Raw genomic sequence first — 21,827 nt, 5'->3', positions numbered from 1 at the left:
GGGTTTGGCCCTTTCCTCAAGCGGCCCATTGCCCTAAAAGGCCCGCAATCTCGGCCCACATGGACACAGGACAGAAGATGCAAGAGCCCGCCATCACACCCGATCTGATTGCCGCACATGGGCTCAAGCCCGAGGAATACGACATGATCCTTGAGATCATCGGGCGTGAGCCGACCTTTACCGAGCTTGGCATCTTTTCAGCGATGTGGAACGAGCATTGTTCTTATAAGTCGTCCAAGAAATGGTTGCGCACCCTTCCGACCTCTGGCCCTCAGGTCATCTGCGGCCCAGGCGAGAATGCGGGTGTCGTCGATATCGGCGACGGCCAGGCCGTGGTGTTCAAGATGGAAAGCCACAACCACCCTTCGTATATCGAACCTTATCAGGGCGCGGCGACCGGCGTGGGCGGCATCCTGCGGGATGTTTTTACCATGGGCGCACGGCCCATCGCCTCGATGAACGCACTGTCCTTTGGCGAGCCAGGCCACCATAAGACGCGCCAATTGGTGAACGGAGTGGTCGAGGGGATTGGCGGCTACGGCAACTGCTTCGGTGTGCCTTGCGTGGGTGGCGAAGTTCGGTTCCACCCGGCCTATAACGGCAACTGCCTTGTGAACGCGTTTGCCGCTGGTCTGGCTGACAGTGACAAGATTTTCTACTCGGCCGCTTCGGGCGTTGGGATGCCCGTCGTCTATCTGGGCGCAAAAACCGGTCGTGACGGTGTGGGCGGAGCAACCATGGCATCGGCCGAATTCGATGACACCATCGAAGAAAAACGCCCCACCGTTCAGGTCGGCGACCCCTTCACCGAAAAGCGCCTGATGGAAGCAACGCTGGAACTGATGCAGACCGGTGCCGTGATCTCGATCCAGGACATGGGCGCAGCGGGCTTGACCTGCTCGGCTGTAGAGATGGGCGACAAAGGTGGTCTGGGCGTGCGTTTGGACCTCGAGAATGTCCCGCAGCGCGAAGAGAACATGACAGCCTATGAAATGATGCTGTCGGAATCTCAGGAACGGATGCTGATGGTCCTCAAACCTGAGCTTGAGGCCGAGGCCCGCGCCGTGTTCGAAAAATGGGACCTCGATTTTGCCATCGTAGGCGAAACCATTGCCGAAGACCGTTTCCTGATCATGCACAATGGTGAGATCAAAGCCGATCTGGTCCTGTCTAAACTGTCCTCGACCGCGCCTGAATACGACCGCCCGTGGGAACCGACCCCTGAGTCCGCGCCACTGGAAGACGTACCACAGATCGATCCGATCGACGGTCTGCGCGCCCTGCTCTCTTCACCCAATTACGCAGGCAAACAATGGGTCTATGAGCAATACGACACCATGGTCATGGCGGATTCAACTCGCACGCCGGGTCTGGGCGCTGGCATGGTCCGCGTACATGGCACCGACAAGGTGCTAGCCTTTACCAGCGACGTAACCCCACGCTATGTCCGTGCAAACCCGGTGGAAGGCGGCAAACAAGCGGTGGCCGAGGCCTATCGCAACCTGACCGCCGTGGGGGCCAAACCACTTGCCGCCACAGACAACCTGAACTTCGGGAACCCCGAAAAGCCCGAGATCATGGGTCAGTTCGTCGGCGCGATCCAAGGTATCGGTGCCGCCGTTGGTGCGCTGGATATGCCCATCGTGTCGGGCAACGTCTCGCTTTATAACGAGACTGACGGCCAGGCGATCCTGCCAACCCCCACCATCGGCGCGGTTGGTCTTCTTGCTCATAGCGACGAGATAATCGGAAACGAAGTTCGGGATGGCCATGTTGCGCTGGTCATCGGCGAAACCAACGGCCATATGGGTCAGTCCGCCCTGCTGGCCGAGGTATTCAACCGCGAGGACGGAGACGCGCCGCATGTTGATCTGGCTGCAGAGGCGCGCAACGGGGAATTCATCCGTGCCAATCGCGAGATGATCAAAGCATGTACTGATCTTAGCGATGGCGGCCTTGCCGTGGCTGCGTTTGAACTTGCTGAAGCTGCAGGCGTCGGCGTTTGCCTGGATGATGCATCATCCGAGTTCCTATTCGGCGAAGACCAGGCCCGTTATCTTGTGGCGTGCAACTTCGATCAAGCCGAGGCGCTGATGATCGCTGCCGGTCAGGCCGGTGTCCCGCTGGTCTCGGTTGGTCGATTTACCGGTGACAGCGTGAAGATCGGCAATTCCGAAGCTCCTTTGGCAGAACTGACCGAGACCTTCCGTCAGAGCTTTGCCGCCGCGGTCGCCTGATAAATCGTCTCTTCCGAATTCCAGAATTCCCGCGTCTTCCATAGGCGCGGGATTCGCGTATCTGAAAAATGCTCGACATCTTGCACGCCCGCTCCCATCACTCTACATCTTGGGAAAGACCTACAGGAGTGAACCTACATGCCGATGAGCGCCCACGAGATTGAAACCCTGCTGCGCGAAAGCTTTCCCAATGCGGAAATTCAGGTTGGTGGCAGCGATGGCGTGCACATGTCCGCCATGGTCGTGGACGAAAGCTTTCGCGGCAAAAACCGCGTTCAGCAACAGCGTGCGGTTTACGCTGCGCTGAAAGGCAAGATGGATGGATCTGATGGGGAATTGCACGCGCTGGCGTTGACGACGAAGGTACCTGAATGACACAGAACTACTTTCAAAAAAGCGCCTAAGTGGCTTTGAAAAGATGAGTGGCTGGCCCTTTTGGATATCTCTTCTTGGTGCATTGATAGTTGTCGCCGCCCTCATCGAAGCCTATGTCAAACGCAACAGAAAACGAAAACTGTCGGATATGCGCCCTGACCCCGATACGCTTAGCAAGGTTGGGGGAATTGAACGATACGGGCTTGATCCGGTGACGCTTGCACAAGCAGAACACCGGCGGCTTGAAGAAGAAGGATGGGCACCTGAACTGCCCGATAACCGAACGACCGCCGCGCAAGCGGATGAAAAGGAAAAGCAAGATGAGCGACGTTAAGACCCAGATCGACGAAACCGTCAAAGCCAACGATGTGGTGCTTTACATGAAAGGCACCAAAGAGATGCCGCAGTGCGGGTTCTCATCCCGGGTGGCCGGTGTTCTGAATTACATGGGTGTCGAATACACCGATGTGAACGTTCTGGCTGACGAAGCTGTGCGCCAGGGCATCAAGGACTACTCCGACTGGCCAACCGTGCCTCAGCTTTATGTCAAAGGCGAGTTTGTCGGCGGTTGCGACATTATCACTGAAATGACGCTTTCGGGTGAGCTAGACACACTGTTCGATGAAAACAGTGTGGGCTACAACAAAGACGCTGCGGACAAAATCCGCGAAGCAAACGCGTAAGCTATCGGCTGCTACAGTCCTTGAACAATACGAGTTCCGGGGCTGTGTCGCCTTCGGCCTGATGGCTGATCGTGGCATCCCACCCCTTGGAGCGCAGGGTGTATGTCCCTGCCCCTCCGACGGATTCATACCGGATGCCCGAGCCGCTTGGAACCTGTTTCATGGGGATCAACTGATCATCGATCATCATCGCAGCCGCCCCATCGCCATTTGAGGCGTTAAAGTAGGACACCGGCACTTGCGTGTTGTTTTCACAGGTAAACGTCACGGACAGAATGTCGATATCGGCCTTTGCCATCGTGCCAGTCAGCGAGACGACGGCCGCGCAAAAGGCCATTCGGGCGATCGGCATTAGGCCGTCCTTTCTTCAATGACTGCCGCCAGGGCTTCGGCGCGCGCCGCCATTTCAGCCAGCGTATCCGTGACAGATGGCGGCACTACCGCGACCTCGATCCGTTCAGGTTCCGGCTGCGGTTGGCTGCGGAGCCGCTTCAATTCGGTCTCCAATTCAACCAGCTTGGCCTCGGCCAGTTTCATGCGATCTTCATGCGCGGCTGCCTTGTCTGCCAACATGAGTCCCGCCATCAGCAGCATCCGCGATTCCGGCATACGTCCGATCTGGTCCGACAAAACCTGAGCCTCATCATCCAGCAGTCTGGCTGCCGCTTGCAGAAACGGTTCTTCACCGTCCTGGCACGAGACATCAAAGCCGCGGCCACCGATATGAATGGTTACTTCGGGCATTATTCCACCTCTCCCTCGGCCAGATTGGCATGACTTAGCAATGGCTCAAGTCGAGCCAAGACCGCATGCGCTTCGGCTGCGTCCGACGCGCGCGCGGCACGTATGGCTTCTAATTCGGCTGTCGTGGCCCGGTTCAGCATGTCAGCATCCGTGACACCGTCCTCTGCGGCGGCGCGTAATTCATCGACAGCGCTCCGGAGCTGATCGTTTGCATTGCGAAGCCGTTGCAAATCATCATCCAACCGGGACATCGCGGCCCCATGGCTAGCCCGTTCCGCGCGCAGCATCTCAAGCTCGGCATTGAGTTCGGTTAACCGCTCGCTATCGACCAGTTCAGCCCGCAGACGCGCCAATTCGGCCTCCATCTCTTCCGCGCGATCCGCGATTGGGGTCAGTTTCTCGACCTGCGCGCGCAACGTATTGGCCTCTTCTGCGGCGCCCTGATGTGATCGCAGAGTCTCAATCTCAGCCTTCAAGCCCTCGACTTCGTCCGTGTTTTCAAGCGCAGCCTTGGCATCCGCCAATTCGGCCCGCGCAGCCTCAACCGTGGCGAGCTGAGAGGTCGCCTCGGCCAATTGCGCACGCAGCGCATCCACTTCCGAACTCGGTGCCGGTTGCGCACGCAGCGCGTCAATCTCTTGCGCGTGTCTCTCTTTGATCGTTTTCAGCCGTTCCTCAAGCTGGGCATTGACCACCCGCTCTTCTTCAAGCGCCGTTCGCAGCGACGTATCATCACCGGCTGCGGATCCAGCATCGTGCAAGGCCTCGACACCATTACCGATCCGCTCCATCGCGGTGATAATACGGCGTTGTAGTTCTTCGATCTGACTCATGCCTGTGTCACCTCTTTATCAAGGTTCGTTCTGATATTCGCCTACCCGAATCAAAAGCGGCGGCGCTCAGCCCTAGTCTAACGGAATGCGACAGAAAATACCCACTGTTTGGTTTCAACCACTTGCACACCGCTCTTGAAGCGCCAATTCGGCGTGCCACGCGGTTCTGCTTGCACTTTGACAATCGGATGGTATTCAGCGCCCATCTGCCCGTAAACCAAAGGAACTACGCCCGTGGACCTGACTGCGCTGCGCAATGCCAACCCCGAACACTGGGACAAGGCTGCGGCCATCCGCACCCTGACCCTCGACGCTGTCGCCGCCGCCAATTCCGGCCATTCCGGTATGCCGATGGGCATGGCCGATGTTGCGACCGTATTGTTCGAAAAGCACCTCAAATTCGATGCCACTGCCCCGAACTGGCCGGACCGCGATCGGTTCATCCTATCGGCGGGTCACGGTTCGATGCTGGTCTATTCGCTGCTGTATCTCACCGGTCATGGCGATGTTACGCTGGAAGAGATCAAGAACTTCCGTCAATTGGGCGCCAAAACTGCCGGGCACCCCGAAAACTTCCTGATCGATGGTGTCGAAACCACTACCGGACCTTTGGGTCAGGGCATTTCGAATGCCGTTGGCTTTGCGATGGCCGAAGAAATTCAGCGTGCGCATTATGGCAAGAAGATCGTTGATCACTATACCTACGTGATTGCTGGCGACGGCTGCCTGATGGAAGGCGTCAGCCAAGAGGCGATCACTTTGGCCGGTCGCCACGAGCTGAGCAAGCTGATCGTCTTCTGGGATAACAACAACATCACCATCGACGGCACAGTCGACATCGCCGACCGCACCGATCAGGTGCGCCGTTTTGCGGCCTCGGGCTGGCATGTGCTTGAGATTGACGGCCACGACCCCAAGGCCATCGATGCGGCCATCGTGCAGGCGAAGAAGTCGAACAAGCCGACGATGATTGCTTGTGAAAGCCACATTGCACTGGGTCACGCGGCGCAGGACACTTCAAAAGGCCATGGCGCTCTGACCGATCAGGATCAGTTGAACGCCGCCAAAGAAGCATATGACTGGCCGCATGATGCGTTCGTCATCCCTGCTGAGGTCAAAGCCGCTTGGGAGGCCATTGGTGCACGTGGCAAAGCCGAGCGCGCAGCGTGGGAGGAGCGTTTTGCGCAAGTCTCCGAACGTAAACAAGCCGAATTCAACCGCGCCTATGCGTTTGAGGCGCCAAAGAAGCTGGCCGGCGCCATCCGGTCGTTTAAGAAACAGATGTCGGAAGACCAGCCAAAGCTGGCCACACGCGCCTCTTCAGAGAAGGTGTTGAATGTCGTTAACCCGATCATGCCCGACACCATTGGCGGCTCGGCTGACCTGACTGGATCGAACAACACCAAATCGGCTGATATGGGCGTGTTCCTTCCGGAAAACCGCAAGGGTCGGTATATCCATTACGGCATTCGTGAACACGGTATGGCCGCTGCTATGAACGGTATGGCGCTGCATGGTGGCATTCGCCCGTATGGCGGTACGTTCATGGCCTTCACAGACTATGCGCGGCCCTCGATGCGTTTGGCTGCACTTATGAAGATCCCGACGGTCTTCGTGATGACCCACGACTCGATTGGTCTGGGCGAAGACGGTCCGACGCACCAGCCGGTGGAACATCTGGCGATCTCACGCGCGACGCCGAACACTTATGTGTTCCGCCCAGCCGATACGATTGAGACCGCCGAAGCCTGGGAATTGGCGCTGACCTTCAAGGATAGCCCCTCAGTCCTGTCGCTGACCCGTCAAGGCGTGCCAACTGTTCGGACCCAGCACAAAGCCAAAAACCTAACCGCACAAGGCGCTTATGTATTGGCTGACGCAGAAAACAAGCGTCAGGCGATTCTGATTGCCACAGGTTCCGAGGTTTCGCTGGCGATGGAAGCTAAAGCAATACTTGAGGCCGAAGGCATCGGCACTCGGGTCGTTTCCATGCCATGTATGGAGCTGTTTGCCGAACAAGACGAAGCCTACCGCAAGCGCGTACTACCTGCGGGAGCCGTCCGCGTCGTTATCGAGGCTGCGGTTCGCGCCGGAGGCTGGGACCGTTGGCTTCTGGGCGAGCGTGGTCGCGAGGCCAAAGCCGGGTTCATCGGCATGTCCAGCTTTGGTGCGTCGGCACCCGCCGGAGAGCTCTACAAGCACTTCGGCATCACGACCGAGGCAACAGTCGCCAAGGTCAAAGAACTGCTGGGTTGAACCTACCCAAATAAGTCAGAAGGCCTCGGTTAAAACCGGGGCCTTTTTTGTTAGACGAAAATTATTACTGACTGCATACCATCGACAATTAGATCACCATCGGTGTTCCACATCCGCATGACCTGAGAGCTGTAGCCGTCATGTCCAGCTGTCAATTGATGTTCCATCAACCACCATCCATCGCGAGTATGAATATCCTCGGACAGCACGTTGAAAATCCAGTTCATTGACGAGTTGTTTCCCGGCTTCTTCAATGTCGGGAATATGGCCGGTGGCAATAGGTCCGCAATTGCGATCAACCCTTCGATCCTATCGCGCATGTCGGCATCATTATGGCGCGCCCAAACCTTCACATAGCCACGCTCTGCACCAGCAAATGGCCGCGCCCCGTCGATCAACCGAACGTCGAAGTTCGCAAGAAATGCGATGGGAAGTTTTGGCAAATCTGGCGGGAAATAGTGTTCTGTGATCTCTGGCTGTATCTCTGCCTTAGCCGGATGTTCGAACGCCACATGGCTTTCCTGTGCCTTGCCAAACGTAAATGTCCCAAGCGCGGCTGTATTCCCCTCAATCCTTGCTCGTGTATTGATCGTTGTGACATTCCGCCCATTGCGAAGCACCTCGGTTTCGATCAGCGGAGGTGAACCGATGGGCGCGGTAAAATTGATCAGGGCCGAGCGTAATGGCGGCAGAACATCGACCGCATTTCTCGCAGCAGCCAGCAGCAAGGCAGACGAGAAGCCGCCATATGTTGTGCGGCCTTGCATCCAGTTTGGCGGCACCGGAAACTGCAGCATCCCGTTCAACCGATCTGAACTGGCAAGGACTTGGGAAAGGCTGAGTTTAGTCATCGATCTCACACCGGGTATGCTTCGAATGGAACTTACCCCGCTCTTACCGTTGTGCCAGATGAAACCTCACGTCACATGATCCTGATTTCAGTGTTTATTCGCAGATCCCGAAATCGCGCTGATCGCGGGGGACAGCAGCTTGGTTGCCACCGGTATCAGCGCCAGCCCATAGGCCAGACCGAATACACCATCCATTGTCGCCTTCGCGATCCATTTTACCGCGCCTGCCCATTGTTCAGACACAGCATGACTCGCAGCATTTGCCCAGTCGTAAATGTGATGGCCCAGCCAGCCAAAGCCCAGGACCTCCATACCGTGGATCATGATCGACCCGCCGACCCACAGCATCGCAGCAGTACCAACGATAGACAGAACTTTCATAACAACGGGCATCGCTTTGACTAGGCCCCTTCCCGTTCCACGCCCTATCGGCGTCGGAGCGTTTTGCGCCAGGAACAGCCCGACATCATCCATTTTCACGATCAGAGCGACCGAGCCATAAACGGCGACGGTGACCCCAACGCCCACCACGGCCAGCGTCGCGGCTTGCATCCACACATTCGGCGCTTCAATGGCCGCCAAAGCGATGGTCATGATTTCGGCAGACAGGATAAAGTCAGTCTTGATCGCACCCTTCACCTTCTTTTCTTCCAGATGGCCAGGATCAGGATTTTTCATATCCTCTTCGATCGCGTGGCTTCCGTGTGGGAACAGGACATGAAAAATCTTTTCGGCCCCTTCAAAACACAGATATGAACCACCGAGCATAAGCAGCGGTGTGATCAACCAAGGCGCAAAATTGGCTAGTAGCAATGCCACTGGCAACAACAGAATGATCTTGTTGAAAATCGATCCGCGCGCGATGCGCCAGATGATCGGCAGTTCCCGCGCCGGGGCAAAACCCTGAACGTATTTGGGCGTCACGGCCGCATCGTCAATGATCACACCCGCAGTCTTGGCCCCAGCCTTGCCGGCAGCGGCCACCACATCGTCCACCGAAGCCGCCGCGACCTTTGCAATGCCCGCCACGTCGTCCAACAGGGCCAACAGACCACTCATCGCGCTTCCTTTCCATTCATCTGTTCGATCGGACCCTACCTGATCCAACGGCTAGCGCAAGCGTTAGCGCAATCGGCGCAGGTTTGCGCTAACACCTTAAAAATATGCCATTTTTGCCCTTTTGAGATTCAATATTCGCGGCTATATGGCCTGCAACGCAAGCGCATTTTTGGAGACGTCGGATGACCATCAAGGTCGGTATCAATGGTTTTGGCCGCATCGGCCGCTGTACTCTGTCGCACATCGCCGCATCGGCGCGCAACGACATCGAAGTGATCAAGGTCAACGCCACCGGCCCGCTGGAAACCTCCGCGCATCTGTTGAAATACGACAGCATCCATGGACGTTTCCCACGCGACGTCTCGGTCGAAGGCAACACCATGGATCTGGGTCGCGGCCCGATGGAGATGTTCTCGACCTACGATATGAACGAGCTGGACTGGGAAGGCTGCGATGTCGTTCTGGAATGCACCGGTAAATTCAACGACGGCCTGAAGGCTAAAACCCATCTTGAGCGCGGCGCAGGCAAGGTTCTGCTATCGGCCCCTGGCAAGAATGTCGACAAGACCATCGTATTTGGTGTGAACCACAACAGCCTGACTGCAAACGACAACATGGTGTCGAACGGTTCTTGCACCACCAACTGCCTTGCTCCGCTTGCCAAAGTTCTGGACGAAGGTATCGGCATCGAGCATGGCATCATGACCACGATTCACGCCTATACCGGCGACCAACCGACGCTGGACCGTCGCCACAGCGATCTGTATCGCGCCCGCGCTGCCGCCATGTCGATGATCCCGACGTCCACTGGCGCCGCTGCAGCACTGGGAGAGGTTCTGCCGAACCTCAAAGGGCGCCTGGACGGCTCGGCGATCCGCGTGCCCACTCCAAACGTCTCGGCCGTTGATCTATCATTCCGCGCCTCGCGCGACGTCACTGTCGAAGAAGTTAACGCCATCGTCGAAGAGGCAGCGAAAGGCCCGATGCAGCGCGTTCTGGGCTATGAGCCCGCTCCGCTGGTCTCGACCGATTTTAACCATACCGAAGAAAGCTCGATCTTCGCGCCGGATCAGACCCGTGTGGTCGACAACCGTATGGTACGCGTGCTGGCGTGGTATGACAACGAATGGGGATTCTCGGTGCGTATGGCGGATGTCGCCGTCGCGATGGGCCGCCTTAACTGACCCTTCGCACATCGCTTGTACCTTTATGCCCGCTCAGGTTATCTGAGCGGGCATTTACGTTCAGGGCGCAGAAATGACAAATCAAATCGCCATCTGGCTTGGAATCCTAATTCTGGGCGGTCTGATGCTGGACGTGGCACTATTCGGCACCGAACACCTGCTGTTCCTGGGCAAGAAGCTCTACGATTTCCTGGATTGGCTCGCCTTCTGGCGCTGACAGAGGTTTTTCTTGACTTTCGCGCCAATCTGGCTTTGTTAGCGCTAACCATCTATGGACCATGTTCTGACGGAGCGCATTATGACACTCAAGCTGGCAATCAATGGATTTGGACGGATCGGGCGCGGCGTTCTTCGGGCCGTCATGGAATCCGGACGTACTGATGTTGAAATCATCGCAATCAACGATCTGGCAAAGCCCGAAATGAACGCACATCTGTTCGAGTTCGACAGTGTGCATGGACGCTATTCCAATCCCGTAACTCTGACTGATGCAGGTCTGGACGTGGGTGCTGGGCCCATCCGGCTGACCAGCGAGCGTGATCCCGAAGCACTGGACTGGTCTGATGTGGATGTGGTTCTGGAATGCACCGGTGTTTTCCGGACCCGTGAAGCAGCTGAGCGGCACCTGAAAAACGGATCAAAGAAAGTATTGATCTCGGCCCCTGCCCGTGGCGACGGCGGCGTGAAGACAGTCGTGTTCGGCGTGAACGATCATGAGCTAACCGCCGACGATATCGTTGTTTCCAATGCCTCCTGCACCACCAACTGCCTGTCGCCGGTCGCGGCGGCTTTGGACGCAGGACTGGGCATCAAACACGGCAACATGACCACAGTTCATGCATACACGGCCAGCCAACCGGTTCACGACACTGCGGGTAAAGACCCCTACCTGTCGCGCGCAGCAGCGCTGTCGATGATTCCGACGACAACTGGCGCGGCATCGGCTGTTGGTCTGGTTCTGCCGCAGCTTGCTGGTAAGTTGACCGGGCAAGCCATTCGTGTCCCCACGCCCAATGTCTCAGTCGTTGATCTGGTTGCTGAGGTTTCGCGACCGACGACCGAAGAAGAGGTCAATGCCCTCTTTGTAGAAGCCGCCGCCAAAATCCCCGGTGTGCTGGCGGCCGAGAATCGCCCCTTGATCTCGATCGATTTCAACCACGACTCGCATAGCTCGACGGTTTCACTGGCTGAAACCAAAGTAACTGACGGCACATTGGTTCGTGTGCTTGCATGGTACGACAACGAATGGGGCTTCTCGAACCGAATGCTGGACACTGCCGCCGCGATGGGCGCGCTATCCTAACCGCTCTTTCAAGGCGGAATTGACGCGGGGCGTGACGAATTTTGACACGTCCCCGTTCAATCTGGCGATTTCTTTGACCAGTTTCGACGCAATGGCTTGATGCCGTGCCTCTGCCATCAAGAACACGGTCTCAATCGAGTCGTCCAACGCTCGGTTCATCCCAACCATCTGGAATTCATACTCGAAATCCGCAACCGCACGCAGTCCGCGCACGATGATCTGAGCGCCTACATCGCGGGCGCAATCGATCAGCAGGTTTTCAAACGGATGCGCGACAATCTCGGTGCCGGTCTGCTCGGTCAGATGGGCGCATTCGGCCTCGATCATCGCGACACGCTCTTCCAAAGAAAACAGCGGGCCCTTGTCCCGGTTGATAGCAACACCAATGACGAGCTTATCCACCAGCGCAGCCGCGCGGCGAATAATGTCTATATGACCCATGGTGATAGGGTCGAAAGTACCGGGATATAATCCAACCCGCATTGGGCTCTCCAGCGCAACAATATTTCTGCGCAAGCAAACATAACTTTGCCGCAGGTGCAAGAGGCTGAAACAGCCCCCGCGTTCAGTGCCCCATGATCATGCCTTCAAGCGCGTCTTTTTCCATAGCAAGTTCAGCCAGTTGCGCCTTCACCGCATCACCCAGCGTAACGATGCCGACCAGTTTGCCATCTTCCAATACAGGCATGTGGCGAAATCGTCCTTCGGTCATCTGGGACAGGATAGACTCAACAGTATCCTGCTGGCTGGCGGTCACAAGTTGCTTGGTCATATAGTTGCTAACGGGTTTATCTAGGCACCCACTGCCGCTGGCAGCCAACTCGCGAACAATGTCTCGTTCGGATAAAATACCCGCTGCCGTCTGCCCCCCATCCTCGGAAATGACCACAGTACCAATCCGCTTTTCCGCAAGAATCTCGGCAGCCTGAGAAACGGATGCCGTTGGCTCGACCGTCTCCACACCGCCGCTGGCCTTTGATTTGAGAATGGCCTGTACAAGCATAAGCGAAAACCTCCGGAATTACGTACTGTTTTCCAAAGCGTTGCCGGAATGTGTGAATGTGTCAAGGTGAAGCTTCGCGCTCAAGCCGCGCTACTTCGTCCCGTATTCCGCGCGTCAACGCCTCGGCAAAGCGGTTCAACCGCTCATTGCGCTGATCGCCCTGATGGCGGACCAGATAAAAGCCCCGGGTCAGACTGACCTGATCCGTCAGGATTTTCTGCAATCCACGATGGAACGGCAATGTGAAATCATGTGCCACGCAGACCCCTGTTCCCAGCGAAACTTGTCGCAGCTGAACGGAAACAGAGTTTGATGCAAGCGCGACACGTTCAACACCAATGTCGTTGAGATAGTCCAGCTCGCGGTCGAAGATCATGTCCGGAATATAGCCTATCATCCGATGCCCTTTTAGATCCTCGATGGATCGAATTTCGGCGTGACGACTCAGGTATTCCTTCGTTGCGACCATATGCAGCCGATAGTCGGATATCTTCTGCACCAGCAGTTTCCCTGCGGTGGGCGCACTGACTGTTACCGCCATGTCGGCCTCTCGACGGGATAGGTTGATGATGCGCGGCAACGCCAGGATCTGAATGTCGAGATCAGGATTGGCATCGCTGATCTTGGCGCAGACCTGTGGCAACAGGTAATTGGCACTACCATCCGGGGCACCAATTCGGATCTGACCGCTTAGCGATTTGGCAGAGCCTGACATGACACCAGTCGCTGCGCGCATAGCTTCTTCCGCCTGCAGCCCATGCTCCATCAGGCGTTGTCCTGCAGTCGTCAACACATAGCCCTGCTGTGATTTCGTGAACAACACCGCGTCCAATGCCGCTTCGAGCCGCGCGATTCTGCGCCCGACTGTCGCCGGGTCGATCTTGAGAACCCGCCCCGCACCCGAAAGGCTTTCATCGCGCGCGACCGCCAGGAAAACCCGCAAATCATCCCAATTCGGCGTCATGTTCTATCCTTTGCATTTTTGCAAAACTGATTTGAAATATTGCCTCTGTTCAGGTGATTTTCGCAAGTCTATTCTTCGCGCAACTTAATCCGGAGGAGTTTGCAATGCAGAACCTGACCCATTTCATCAACGGCGAAAATGTCGCTGGCACATCTGGCCGCTTTGACAATGTATTCAACCCAGCAACGGGTGAAGTGCAGTACCAATGCCCGATGGCCAGTGTCGCCGAGACCACCGCTGCGATCGAAGACGCTGCAGCAGCTCAGGTCGCTTGGGGCGCAACCAACCCGCAGAAGCGCGCGCGCGTTATGATGGCGATGGTTGGCTTGATGAACCGCGACATGGACAAGCTGGCCGAGGCTCTCAGCCGGGAACATGGCAAGACCATTCCCGATGCGAAGGGTGACTTGCAGCGTGGTCTGGAAGTGATCGAGTACTGCATCGGCGCGCCCCAGATGCTGAAAGGTGAGTTCACCGACAGCGCGGGCCCGGGCATCGATATGTATTCGATGCGTCAGCCGCTGGGCGTGGTCGCTTCGATCATGCCATTCAACTTCCCCGCAATGATGCCGCTTTGGCACGTTGGCCCGGCACTGGCCTGCGGCAACGCAGTTGTTCTAAAGCCGTCCGAGCGCGACCCCTCTGTTCCATTGATGCTGGCAGAGCTGTTTGTCGAAGCTGGTCTGCCCAAGGGCGTGTTCCAAGTCGTAAACGGTGACAAAGAGGCCGTGGACACCCTGCTGGACAGCGAAATCATTCAGGGCGTGTCGTTCGTGGGTTCAACTCCGATTGCGCAATACATCTATGCTCGTGCAACCGCCAACGGCAAACGGGCGCAGTGTTTCGGTGGTGCCAAGAACCACATGATCGTTATGCCTGACGCTGATCTGGATCAGGCTGCTGATGCGCTGGTCGGTGCAGGTTTCGGTGCGGCTGGCGAACGCTGCATGGCAATCTCGGTGGCCGTGCCTGTGGGCGAAGAAACCGCAGACGCACTGATCGAAAAACTGATCCCTCGAGTAGAGAAGCTGAAAGTCGGTCCCTACACAGCGGGCGACGACGTAGACATGGGTCCGGTTGTTACTGCTGCCGCGAAAGAGCGTATCCTTGGCCTGATCAACTCGGGCGTTGAGCAGGGCGCGAAGCTGGTTGTCGACAACCGCGACTTCAGCCTGCAGGGCTATGAGGATGGCTTCTTTGTCGGCCCGCACCTGTTCGACAACGTCACACCCGAGATGGATATCTACAAGCAAGAGATCTTTGGCCCGGTCCTGTCGACCGTACGCGCAGGTTCCTACGAAGAGGCGCTGAAACTGGCGATGGATCATGAATACGGCAACGGCACTGCGATCTTCACCCGCGACGGTGATACGGCGCGTGACTTTGCCAGCCGTGTGAACATCGGCATGGTCGGCATCAACGTTCCGATCCCGGTTCCGCTGGCCTACCACACTTTTGGCGGCTGGAAGAAATCGATGTTCGGCGACCTGAACCAGCACGGTCCGGACAGCTTCAAGTTCTACACACGCACCAAAACAGTGACATCGCGCTGGCCGTCGGGCATCAAGGAAGGTGGCGAGTTCAACTTCAAAGCGATGGACTGATCATTCAGCTTTCAAATCAGGAAACCCGGCCCTACATGGGTCGGGTTTTTTCGTGTATGCGCCAGTTGCTGCCTGATCGCGTACCTCACAAGAAATTCAGAGGTCGCCCTCTGGAAAAAGCAGGCAATCACTAATATTTTATCGGTAATTCAACTATCCGAGCAGCTCATAACTTCCTGGAGGCAACCTTGTCCCAAAATCGTTTTACCCGTCGTCACGCGCTTTTGGGCGCTGCATCGCTGATCGCGGCCCCTGCTATCGTGCGTGCTCAAAGCACTGATGCTTTCCCACAGACCGAGGAAGCAATCAGCACGCAGCTTCCAGTACGTCGTAACGTTTCATCGTTCTCGCAGCAGAATTGGCAGGATCACTTTGACGAGTTGGGCGTCGGCGCATTGTTGGCCGATATCACCAGCCGGGCTGTTCATTACTGGGGGCCGGATGGAACCTACAAGCTGTACCCCAGTTCTGTCCCGATGAGCGAAGAGCTGACCAAGCGCGGCTATACCAAAGTCACACGCAAGGCGGAGAACCCAAGCTGGACACCAACCCCATCAATGCGCGAGCGCGATCCCTCGTTGCCAATTCGCATGGAGGGTGGTGAACCTGGAAACCCATTGGGAACTCGCGCTATGTATCTTGGCTGGCCTGCCTACCTGGTTCACGGCACCTATGATACCCGCAAGATTGGACGTCAGAGCTCGTCCGGCTGTATTGGTCTCTATAACCAGCACGTTGAAGAGCTGTATCCGCTGGTAAAGGTCGGTACTCAGGTACGTTTGGTCTAAACGGTGAGTTTCTACACGAAACACAAAAAAGCCCCGTCCATCAGGAACGGGGCTTTTGTTTTCGTGAAGGTGGTAGATTTATTCAGGAATGATCACTTCGTCGACAACGTGGATGACGCCGTTGCTGGCTTCGATGTCGGCCTGCACAACTTTGGCACCATTAACTTTCACGCCATTTTTTGCGTTCACGCTTAGTCGGTCGCCTTGCACAGTCAGAACCTTCGCGCGCTTTCCTGCAATGTCGCCGGACATCACTTTGGCTGGCACGACATGGTAGGTCAGGATCGACACCAACTGGTCCTTGTTTTCTGGCAGAAGTAGGGTTTCAACAGTGCCTTCAGGCAGAGCTGCAAAAGCCTCATCCGTGGGTGCAAAGACGGTGAAGGGCCCATCGCCTTTCAGCGTATCAACCAGGCCCGCGGCCTGAACGGCAGCAACCAGGGTGTTGAATGACCCGGCAGCAACTGCGGTATCTACGATATCAGCGGCCTGCGCCTTGACGGGCAGTGCAAGTGCAAATGCGGCGGCAGCGCCCATGAATGTGCGGCGGAACATGGCTGTTAACTCCTCTCCAGCTTGTTATGGAAAGGGTTACGGGCCTGGGTTCGAAGCGGATCACACAGAATTCAATTTTCTTTGAGCTGAACCCAGATGCTCTGCGCACGGCCCTCTTCTAGAAACGGCAGCGCTGCGACGGCGTCGGGGCGATCCTGCTGCAGGTAATATCCGGGCCAAAGCATTGAATAGAAACCGGATTGCAGCAAGGCGTGCAACATGTACTGCTCACCCCATCCTGGGCAGTCATAGAAGAACCGTTTGGGATATTCATAAGGCAGAAAAACATCGTGGACATGAATGACAACGCCGGGTTTCAGCGCCGGAATGATCCGACAGAATAGATGGGCGACATCGTTGTTCATCCGAACCACATGGCTTGAATCGATGAACAGAACATCCCCAGCCTCAAGCTGATCGAACAGCGCGGGATCTACTTCTTCCAGTCGCTTCTGCTCAAACTGATCGACGACATGGGCGATATCTGCGCGCGGGTACGGATCAATTGCCGTGATCGTCGTATCCAAACCACCATCTATGATCGCCTGCCGCGTCACGCGAGTAGAGTTCCCGCAGCCGACCTCGATCACGCGCTTGGGCTGAAAGCGGCGGATCATCAGGTAAAGCGCATCCGCATCCGGGCTATCGTAATATCCATTGCCGGTGTGATACCCAGTCTGGTTTCGCGCCGGGTCCTTCAAAGCTGCAAGCGCATCGGCATGGCGCGTATACTCTTCGACAAGTTGCGCGATATCGAATCCGTCTATTCCCGGCGACAGGGCATAGGCAGGCCTGTTCAATCCCCCTGCCCGTTCGAACGCTTCGAGCCGCGCCCGTTCATCCTGTTCTGTAACCTTGTCGATCAGCTTGACGCCCAACTCATCCAGGGCGGCATTGATCTGCGGAAATTTTCTGGGTTTCACGAGGACGGCTCCACATTGCGTTGCGCCCGCTCTTTACCTGTGCACGCAGGACCTCTGCAAGAACCGACAGGTCAAACCCTTGGCAAAACGCTAATTTCCGTATTCACTAACGTGAATTGACCAACGAGGGCCGCCATGCAGCAGGAATTTACGATCGGCATTGAAGAGGAATACCTGCTGGTCGATCAAGACAGTCTGCAGCTCGCCGAGGCGCCCGCAGCATTGATGGAAGCTTGTCAGGCAGATTTCGAAGGCCAGGTCAGCCCGGAATTTCTGCAGTGCCAGATCGAAGTCGGGACCCGCCCACATGCTACGATCAGATCGGCGCGCGAAGATCTAAAGCGCCTGCGTTCTTGTGTATCAAAACGTGCGTCCGAGTATAATCTGGCTCCGATCGCGGTCTCTTGCCACCCGTTTGCGAACTGGAAAGACCAGCACCATACACGGAAAGAACGCTATGACGCCCTGCAGCATGCTTTGGGCGGCGTGGCGCGGCGGATGCTGATCTGCGGAATGCATGTGCATGTGGGCGTCGAAGATCAAGCCTTGCGCGCCGACCTGGTCCCCCAGCTTTCTTACTTTCTGCCCCATCTGCTGGCGTTGTCGACCTCATCTCCTTATTGGAACGGCGAAGACACCGGGCTTTCCTCCTATAGGCTCACCGTGTTCGACAATCTGCCCCGGACCGGTCTGCCCCCGGTGTTCAGCAGTTGGGGCGAATACGAACGCACCACCGGCGTGCTGGTCGAACTCGGCGTGATCGAGGACACCTCTAAAATCTGGTGGGACCTACGTCCATCTCACCGGTTCCCCACCCTAGAAACACGCATCATGGACGTACAGCCAAGGCTTGAACATACGCTTTCGCTTGCAGCGCTAGTGCAGGCGCTGACGCGGATGCTGTGCCGCCTGAAAGACCGCAATCTTCGTTGGAGGCAATATGATAAGTTTCTGATCGGCGAAAACCGTTGGCGCGCGCAGCGCTACGGTGTGGGCGAAGGTCTGATCGATTTCGGTGATCGCTCAATCAAGCCGATGGCTGAACTAATCGGAGAGCTGATGGGCATGTTGGCCGAAGACACCGAGGCATTGGGCACCATGACCGAACTCGCCCGACTTCGGCAGATCGCAGAAAATGGCACCTCCGCCACCCGCCAACGCCGTGTTTACGCTGAAGCTTTAGCGCGCGGGGATGATCCGGGCATGGCGGTGGTCAAGCACCTAATCGAGGAATTTCACGCCGACCTATAAAGTCAAACCGCCGCCAAAATCTCCTTGATCCGGTCCGCTATGGGTTCATACAAATCGCGATCCGTCCAGTATCCGTTATGCGAAAGCGGGTTCCACGACGTAAAGATTTTGCCCGCATTGATCGGCTTATCCTTCAAGGCCCCACTTTGAGCGAGCTGTTCATAGCTTGGCGCGCTTTTGCCCAAAGGAAAACCCAAAACATCATGCTTGTCATAGTAGTTTCGCCACCAGGTCGAAAACTGCAACGCAGGCGGCAGCGCGCGGTTCGGGGCCATGATCGGAAAAATCTCATTCTCGGGATATGCGAACAGAAAAATCGGAATATTGCACCCAAACGTCACGAGGCCAGCAACGGTTTTCATGTTTTCAACATCTGTCGGATGAACCGGTGAACCACCCTGACGCAGATGTCTTTGCATGTCATAAATATAGTTCGACATTATGTGCCCACCCAGCGAATGCGCCAGGATCAGTACAGGCCCCTGTGGTCCGACCTGGTATTTGACGACCCCCATCACATTCTCGATTTTCTTGTGGATCGCCTCATAGATCTTATCGCCATCATCCGGAGTTGGTCGGTAAGAAGCAGCATCCGACAGATTGCACACTACAAACTCGCGCAGCTTGTCGTATCCAAGGCTGCGGTTGACCTTGCGCAGATATGCCTTTTGCCGCCCTTGCAGGATCTGTGCCCAGACCACCTCGTGCCAGATCACATCATCCATATCCGCGCCGACCCGGTTCGAAACGCGTCGTTTCAGCCCTTTGGAAAACGTTGGGGTCGTGGATGGGGGCTGGTTCTGAGGATTGTACTGGCTGCCCATGCCGTGAATCGCGATAACAGCAAGCTTGTGTGACGACATAAGAATACTCCGTAATGATCAAGAAAGCAGAATTCCCGCAGTATACCTCACCGTCCAGAAATCCCCTAAATCGCCGGGTTTGCCGTCATTGAAAAATTTCTGTAAGGATTGAAGAATAAAACGCTCGTTCAATTCTATAGCCATCAGGAAGCACACGTCATGGATTTCGCGCTGACCGAAGAACAAACGGCCATTTTCGACATGGCCTACGCCTTTGGCCAAGACCACATCGCCCCCTTCGCGCGTCAGTGGGAAGCAGACGGAACCATCCCCAAAGAGCTTTGGCCCAAAATCGGCGAACTAGGATTTGGTGGACTTTATGTCTCGGAAGAGGCTGGTGGTTCGGGTTTGACGCGATTGGATGCGACACTGGTGTTCGAAGCGCTATCGATGGCCTGTCCCTCGGTCGCGGCGTTCCTGTCGATTCACAACATGTGCGCCAAAATGCTGGACAGCTTTGGCAGTGACGATCTGAAGTCCCGCATTATGCCAAGTATCCTCAGCCTCGAAACCGTCCTCAGCTACTGCCTGACTGAACCCGGATCGGGATCGGACGCTGCGGCGCTGAAAACGCGCGCTGAACGGACCAATGAAGGCTTCACGCTCAACGGCACAAAAGCGTTCATTTCCGGCGGCGGCTATTCGGATGCCTATGTCTGCATGGTGCGCACGGGTGAAGACGGCCCTAGGGGGATCTCTACCGTCTATGTCGAAGACGGCACGCCGGGCCTGAGTTTCGGTGGTCTGGAACAGAAAATGGGTTGGAAAAGCCAGCCAACCGCGCAAGTTCAGTTTGACGATTGCAAAATTCCATCCGGCAATCTGGTCGGAGCTGAAGGCGACGGTTTCAAATACGCGATGATGGGGCTGGACGGTGGCCGTCTGAACATCGCCTCCTGCTCGCTGGGGGCAGCTCAGAACGGTCTGGACATGACGTTGCAGTATATGTCCGAGCGCAAGGCCTTTGGACAATCGATCGATCAGTTTCAGGCGCTGCAGTTCCGACTGGCAGATATGGAGATTGAGCTACAGGCGGCGCGCACCTTCCTGCGTCAGGCAGCGTGGAAACTTGATCAAGGCGCACCGGACGCCACAAAATTCTGCGCGATGGCCAAGAAGTTCGTAACCGAAACCGGATCGAAAGTCGTGGATCAGTGTCTGCAATTGCACGGTGGATACGGCTATCTGGCTGATTATGGCATCGAGAAACTGGTGCGGGATCTGCGCGTGCACCAAATACTGGAAGGCACGAACGAGATCATGCGCGTGATCGTTGCGCGCCAGATGCTCTCCAATCGCTGAGGTCTTTGATGTCCGATATTGACATTCGCACCGCAGGCCGTGCCGGGCGCATAACGCTGACACGTCCACACGCCCTGAACGCCCTTAGCTATGAGATGTGCATGGCCATCGATACCGCTCTGCGCAACTGGCGTGAGGATGATCAAGTCGATCTGATCATTCTCGATGCCGAAGGCGACAAAGCCTTTTGCGCTGGCGGAGATATTGCCGAGCTTTATGCGACCGGCACCAAGGCGGACTATGCTTATGGCCAAACGTTTTGGCGCGACGAATACCGCCTGAATGCCTTAATTTTTGAGTACTCAAAACCAGTGATCAGCTTCCTGCAAGGTTTCACCATGGGTGGCGGGGTTGGCATCGGGTGCCATGGCAGCCATCGAGTGGTTGGAGAAAGCTCAAAGATCGCGATGCCGGAATGCTCAATCGGGCTGGTTCCTGATGTGGGCGGATCGCTGATGTTGGCGCTGGCGCCGGGGCGATTGGGCGAGTATCTGGGCACCACCGGCCACCGCATGGGGCCCGGAGATGCGATCTATGCCGGGTTTGCCGACCATTTCATTCCACAAGAGCATTGGGCGGGGCTGATAGACCAGTTGGAAGCCTCCGGACGGGCGGAACTGGTGGATGAGCATGCAGTGCGCGCACCGGATAGCCCCTTGGCTGAAATGCAGGGCGAGATCGACAGGCTATTCAGCGGAGAAAGCCTTGGCGATATCCTGAACAGCTTGCGCAACGATGACACAGAATTTTCGACGAAAATTCTCGGCACCCTGCAGCGAAACTCTCCTATCTCCATGGCTTGTGCTGTCGAGATGTTGCATCGGCTGCGCGGAACCGGCCTGACATTGCAAAAAGCGCTGGATCTGGAGTACCGGTTTACTTATCGCGCGATGGAGCATGGCGATTTTCTGGAAGGCATTCGCGCCCAGATCATCGACAAGGATCGCAACCCGAAATGGCAGTTTGCTGATTTGGATGTGCCTGCAGTCGCGGTGTCCAAGATGCTGCAACCGCTCGGTGCGGATGCACTAAGCTTTTCAGAGGAGTAA

At 56.4% G+C, this 21,827-nt stretch carries 24 protein-coding genes; 13 read left to right on the top strand and 11 right to left on the bottom strand.

The annotated features are described in order from the left end of the window. Positions 1 to 77: 77 nt before the first annotated feature. The 4 genes from purL to grxD all read left to right on the top strand — a co-directional run bounded on the left by purL (position 78) and on the right by grxD (position 3,295). Complete coding sequence (gene purL, locus ACRZ9U_RS00845) at positions 78 to 2,237, top strand: phosphoribosylformylglycinamidine synthase subunit PurL (protein ID WP_170405547.1); 2,160 nt, start codon at positions 78 to 80, stop codon at positions 2,235 to 2,237. Positions 2,238 to 2,375: 138 nt separating this feature from the next. Continuing rightward, positions 2,376 to 2,612: a BolA/IbaG family iron-sulfur metabolism protein gene (locus ACRZ9U_RS00840; RefSeq protein WP_170393179.1), complete on the top strand. Its 237-nt coding sequence runs from the start codon at positions 2,376 to 2,378 to the stop codon at positions 2,610 to 2,612. Positions 2,613 to 2,655: 43 nt separating this feature from the next. Next, positions 2,656 to 2,946, top strand: coding sequence for a hypothetical protein (locus tag ACRZ9U_RS00835; protein ID WP_170393180.1), 291 nt, complete (start codon positions 2,656 to 2,658; stop codon positions 2,944 to 2,946). Next, positions 2,933 to 3,295, top strand: coding sequence for a Grx4 family monothiol glutaredoxin (grxD, locus tag ACRZ9U_RS00830; RefSeq protein WP_170393181.1), 363 nt, complete (start codon positions 2,933 to 2,935; stop codon positions 3,293 to 3,295). The genes ACRZ9U_RS00835 and grxD overlap by 14 nt, the downstream gene beginning before the upstream one ends. 1 nt (position 3,296) lies before the next feature. Here grxD and ACRZ9U_RS00825 read toward each other — a convergent pair whose 3' ends face one another. Genes ACRZ9U_RS00825 through ACRZ9U_RS00815 form a run of 3 tightly spaced genes read right to left on the bottom strand, consistent with a single transcriptional unit; the run spans position 3,297 to position 4,872 of the window. Continuing rightward, the gene (locus ACRZ9U_RS00825) at positions 3,297 to 3,647 is read right to left on the bottom strand and encodes an MliC family protein (RefSeq protein ID WP_170405544.1); all 351 of its coding nucleotides are present in this window, start codon (positions 3,645 to 3,647) and stop codon (positions 3,297 to 3,299) included. Next, the gene (locus ACRZ9U_RS00820; RefSeq protein WP_170393183.1) at positions 3,647 to 4,039 is read right to left on the bottom strand and encodes a cell division protein ZapA; all 393 of its coding nucleotides are present in this window, start codon (positions 4,037 to 4,039) and stop codon (positions 3,647 to 3,649) included. Before ACRZ9U_RS00820 ends, ACRZ9U_RS00825 begins: the two co-directional genes overlap by 1 nt. Beyond that, positions 4,039 to 4,872, bottom strand: coding sequence for a coiled-coil domain-containing protein (locus ACRZ9U_RS00815; RefSeq protein WP_170405541.1), 834 nt, complete (start codon positions 4,870 to 4,872; stop codon positions 4,039 to 4,041). The genes ACRZ9U_RS00820 and ACRZ9U_RS00815 overlap by 1 nt, the downstream gene beginning before the upstream one ends. 234 nt (positions 4,873 to 5,106) lie before the next feature. On the opposite strand from ACRZ9U_RS00815, the gene tkt reads away from it, so the two are divergent. Further along, complete coding sequence (gene tkt, locus ACRZ9U_RS00810; RefSeq protein ID WP_170405538.1) at positions 5,107 to 7,128, top strand: transketolase; 2,022 nt, start codon at positions 5,107 to 5,109, stop codon at positions 7,126 to 7,128. Positions 7,129 to 7,178: 50 nt separating this feature from the next. Here the strand turns inward: tkt and ACRZ9U_RS00805 are convergent, their stop codons facing one another. Further along, positions 7,179 to 7,979 carry a thioesterase family protein gene (locus ACRZ9U_RS00805; RefSeq protein WP_170405535.1) on the bottom strand — a complete coding sequence of 267 codons (801 nt, stop codon included), beginning with the start codon at positions 7,977 to 7,979 and terminating at the stop codon, positions 7,179 to 7,181. An 87-nt stretch (positions 7,980 to 8,066) separates the two neighbouring features. Further along, complete coding sequence (locus ACRZ9U_RS00800; protein WP_170405532.1) at positions 8,067 to 9,038, bottom strand: DUF808 domain-containing protein; 972 nt, start codon at positions 9,036 to 9,038, stop codon at positions 8,067 to 8,069. Between the two features lie 182 nt (positions 9,039 to 9,220). On the opposite strand from ACRZ9U_RS00800, the gene gap (ACRZ9U_RS00795) reads away from it, so the two are divergent. From gap (ACRZ9U_RS00795) to gap (ACRZ9U_RS00785), 3 genes are all read left to right on the top strand, one after another. Continuing rightward, complete coding sequence (gene gap, locus ACRZ9U_RS00795) at positions 9,221 to 10,222, top strand: type I glyceraldehyde-3-phosphate dehydrogenase (RefSeq protein ID WP_170393188.1); 1,002 nt, start codon at positions 9,221 to 9,223, stop codon at positions 10,220 to 10,222. 73 nt (positions 10,223 to 10,295) lie between these two features. Beyond that, a complete protein-coding gene (locus tag ACRZ9U_RS00790) occupies positions 10,296 to 10,439 on the top strand; it encodes a hypothetical protein (RefSeq protein ID WP_010439846.1) in 144 nt (47 codons plus the stop codon). Between the two features lie 81 nt (positions 10,440 to 10,520). Beyond that, positions 10,521 to 11,525: a type I glyceraldehyde-3-phosphate dehydrogenase gene (gene gap / locus ACRZ9U_RS00785; protein ID WP_170393189.1), complete on the top strand. Its 1,005-nt coding sequence runs from the start codon at positions 10,521 to 10,523 to the stop codon at positions 11,523 to 11,525. Here gap (ACRZ9U_RS00785) and coaD read toward each other — a convergent pair. The 3 genes from coaD to ACRZ9U_RS00770 all read right to left on the bottom strand — a co-directional run bounded on the left by coaD (position 11,517) and on the right by ACRZ9U_RS00770 (position 13,492). Next, on the bottom strand, positions 11,517 to 12,008 hold the full coding sequence (gene coaD / locus ACRZ9U_RS00780) for a pantetheine-phosphate adenylyltransferase (RefSeq protein WP_170393190.1): 492 nt from the start codon (positions 12,006 to 12,008) through the stop codon (positions 11,517 to 11,519). The two genes, gap (ACRZ9U_RS00785) and coaD, sit on opposite strands and share 9 nt — an antisense overlap. An 82-nt stretch (positions 12,009 to 12,090) precedes the next feature. Next, positions 12,091 to 12,528: a CBS domain-containing protein gene (locus tag ACRZ9U_RS00775; RefSeq protein ID WP_170405529.1), complete on the bottom strand. Its 438-nt coding sequence runs from the start codon at positions 12,526 to 12,528 to the stop codon at positions 12,091 to 12,093. A 61-nt stretch (positions 12,529 to 12,589) separates the two neighbouring features. Then, positions 12,590 to 13,492 carry a LysR family transcriptional regulator gene (locus ACRZ9U_RS00770; RefSeq protein WP_170405527.1) on the bottom strand — a complete coding sequence of 301 codons (903 nt, stop codon included), beginning with the start codon at positions 13,490 to 13,492 and terminating at the stop codon, positions 12,590 to 12,592. Positions 13,493 to 13,596: 104 nt separating this feature from the next. Here ACRZ9U_RS00770 and ACRZ9U_RS00765 point away from each other — a divergent pair, with 104 nt between their 5' ends. After that, positions 13,597 to 15,096: a CoA-acylating methylmalonate-semialdehyde dehydrogenase gene (locus ACRZ9U_RS00765; protein WP_170405524.1), complete on the top strand. Its 1,500-nt coding sequence runs from the start codon at positions 13,597 to 13,599 to the stop codon at positions 15,094 to 15,096. A 188-nt stretch (positions 15,097 to 15,284) separates the two neighbouring features. Continuing rightward, entirely contained in the window at positions 15,285 to 15,884 is a 600-nt protein-coding gene (locus ACRZ9U_RS00760; protein ID WP_170393194.1) for a L,D-transpeptidase, read from the top strand. Between the two features lie 78 nt (positions 15,885 to 15,962). On the opposite strand, the gene ACRZ9U_RS00755 is transcribed toward ACRZ9U_RS00760, so the two are convergent. Together ACRZ9U_RS00755 and ACRZ9U_RS00750 are read right to left on the bottom strand one after the other, a co-directional pair. After that, positions 15,963 to 16,439 carry a fasciclin domain-containing protein gene (locus ACRZ9U_RS00755; RefSeq protein ID WP_170393195.1) on the bottom strand — a complete coding sequence of 159 codons (477 nt, stop codon included), beginning with the start codon at positions 16,437 to 16,439 and terminating at the stop codon, positions 15,963 to 15,965. A gap of 71 nt (positions 16,440 to 16,510) precedes the next feature. Next, positions 16,511 to 17,362: a class I SAM-dependent methyltransferase gene (locus tag ACRZ9U_RS00750; protein ID WP_170405521.1), complete on the bottom strand. Its 852-nt coding sequence runs from the start codon at positions 17,360 to 17,362 to the stop codon at positions 16,511 to 16,513. Positions 17,363 to 17,497: 135 nt separating this feature from the next. Between ACRZ9U_RS00750 and ACRZ9U_RS00745 the strand changes: the two genes are divergently transcribed. Next, complete coding sequence (locus ACRZ9U_RS00745; RefSeq protein ID WP_170393197.1) at positions 17,498 to 18,613, top strand: carboxylate-amine ligase; 1,116 nt, start codon at positions 17,498 to 17,500, stop codon at positions 18,611 to 18,613. Positions 18,614 to 18,615: 2 nt separating this feature from the next. On the opposite strand, the gene ACRZ9U_RS00740 is transcribed toward ACRZ9U_RS00745, so the two are convergent. Further along, entirely contained in the window at positions 18,616 to 19,476 is an 861-nt protein-coding gene (locus tag ACRZ9U_RS00740) for a hypothetical protein (protein ID WP_480590514.1), read from the bottom strand. Between the two features lie 159 nt (positions 19,477 to 19,635). Between ACRZ9U_RS00740 and ACRZ9U_RS00735 the strand changes: the two genes are divergently transcribed. Further along, positions 19,636 to 20,778, top strand: coding sequence for an acyl-CoA dehydrogenase family protein (locus tag ACRZ9U_RS00735; RefSeq protein WP_170405515.1), 1,143 nt, complete (start codon positions 19,636 to 19,638; stop codon positions 20,776 to 20,778). Positions 20,779 to 20,786: 8 nt separating this feature from the next. After that, on the top strand, positions 20,787 to 21,827 hold the full coding sequence (locus ACRZ9U_RS00730) for an enoyl-CoA hydratase/isomerase family protein (RefSeq protein ID WP_170405512.1): 1,041 nt from the start codon (positions 20,787 to 20,789) through the stop codon (positions 21,825 to 21,827).

The sequence above is a fragment of the Ruegeria sp. D7 genome, from assembly GCF_056534355.1.
This window is presented reverse-complemented; position numbering and strand designations above follow the sequence as displayed.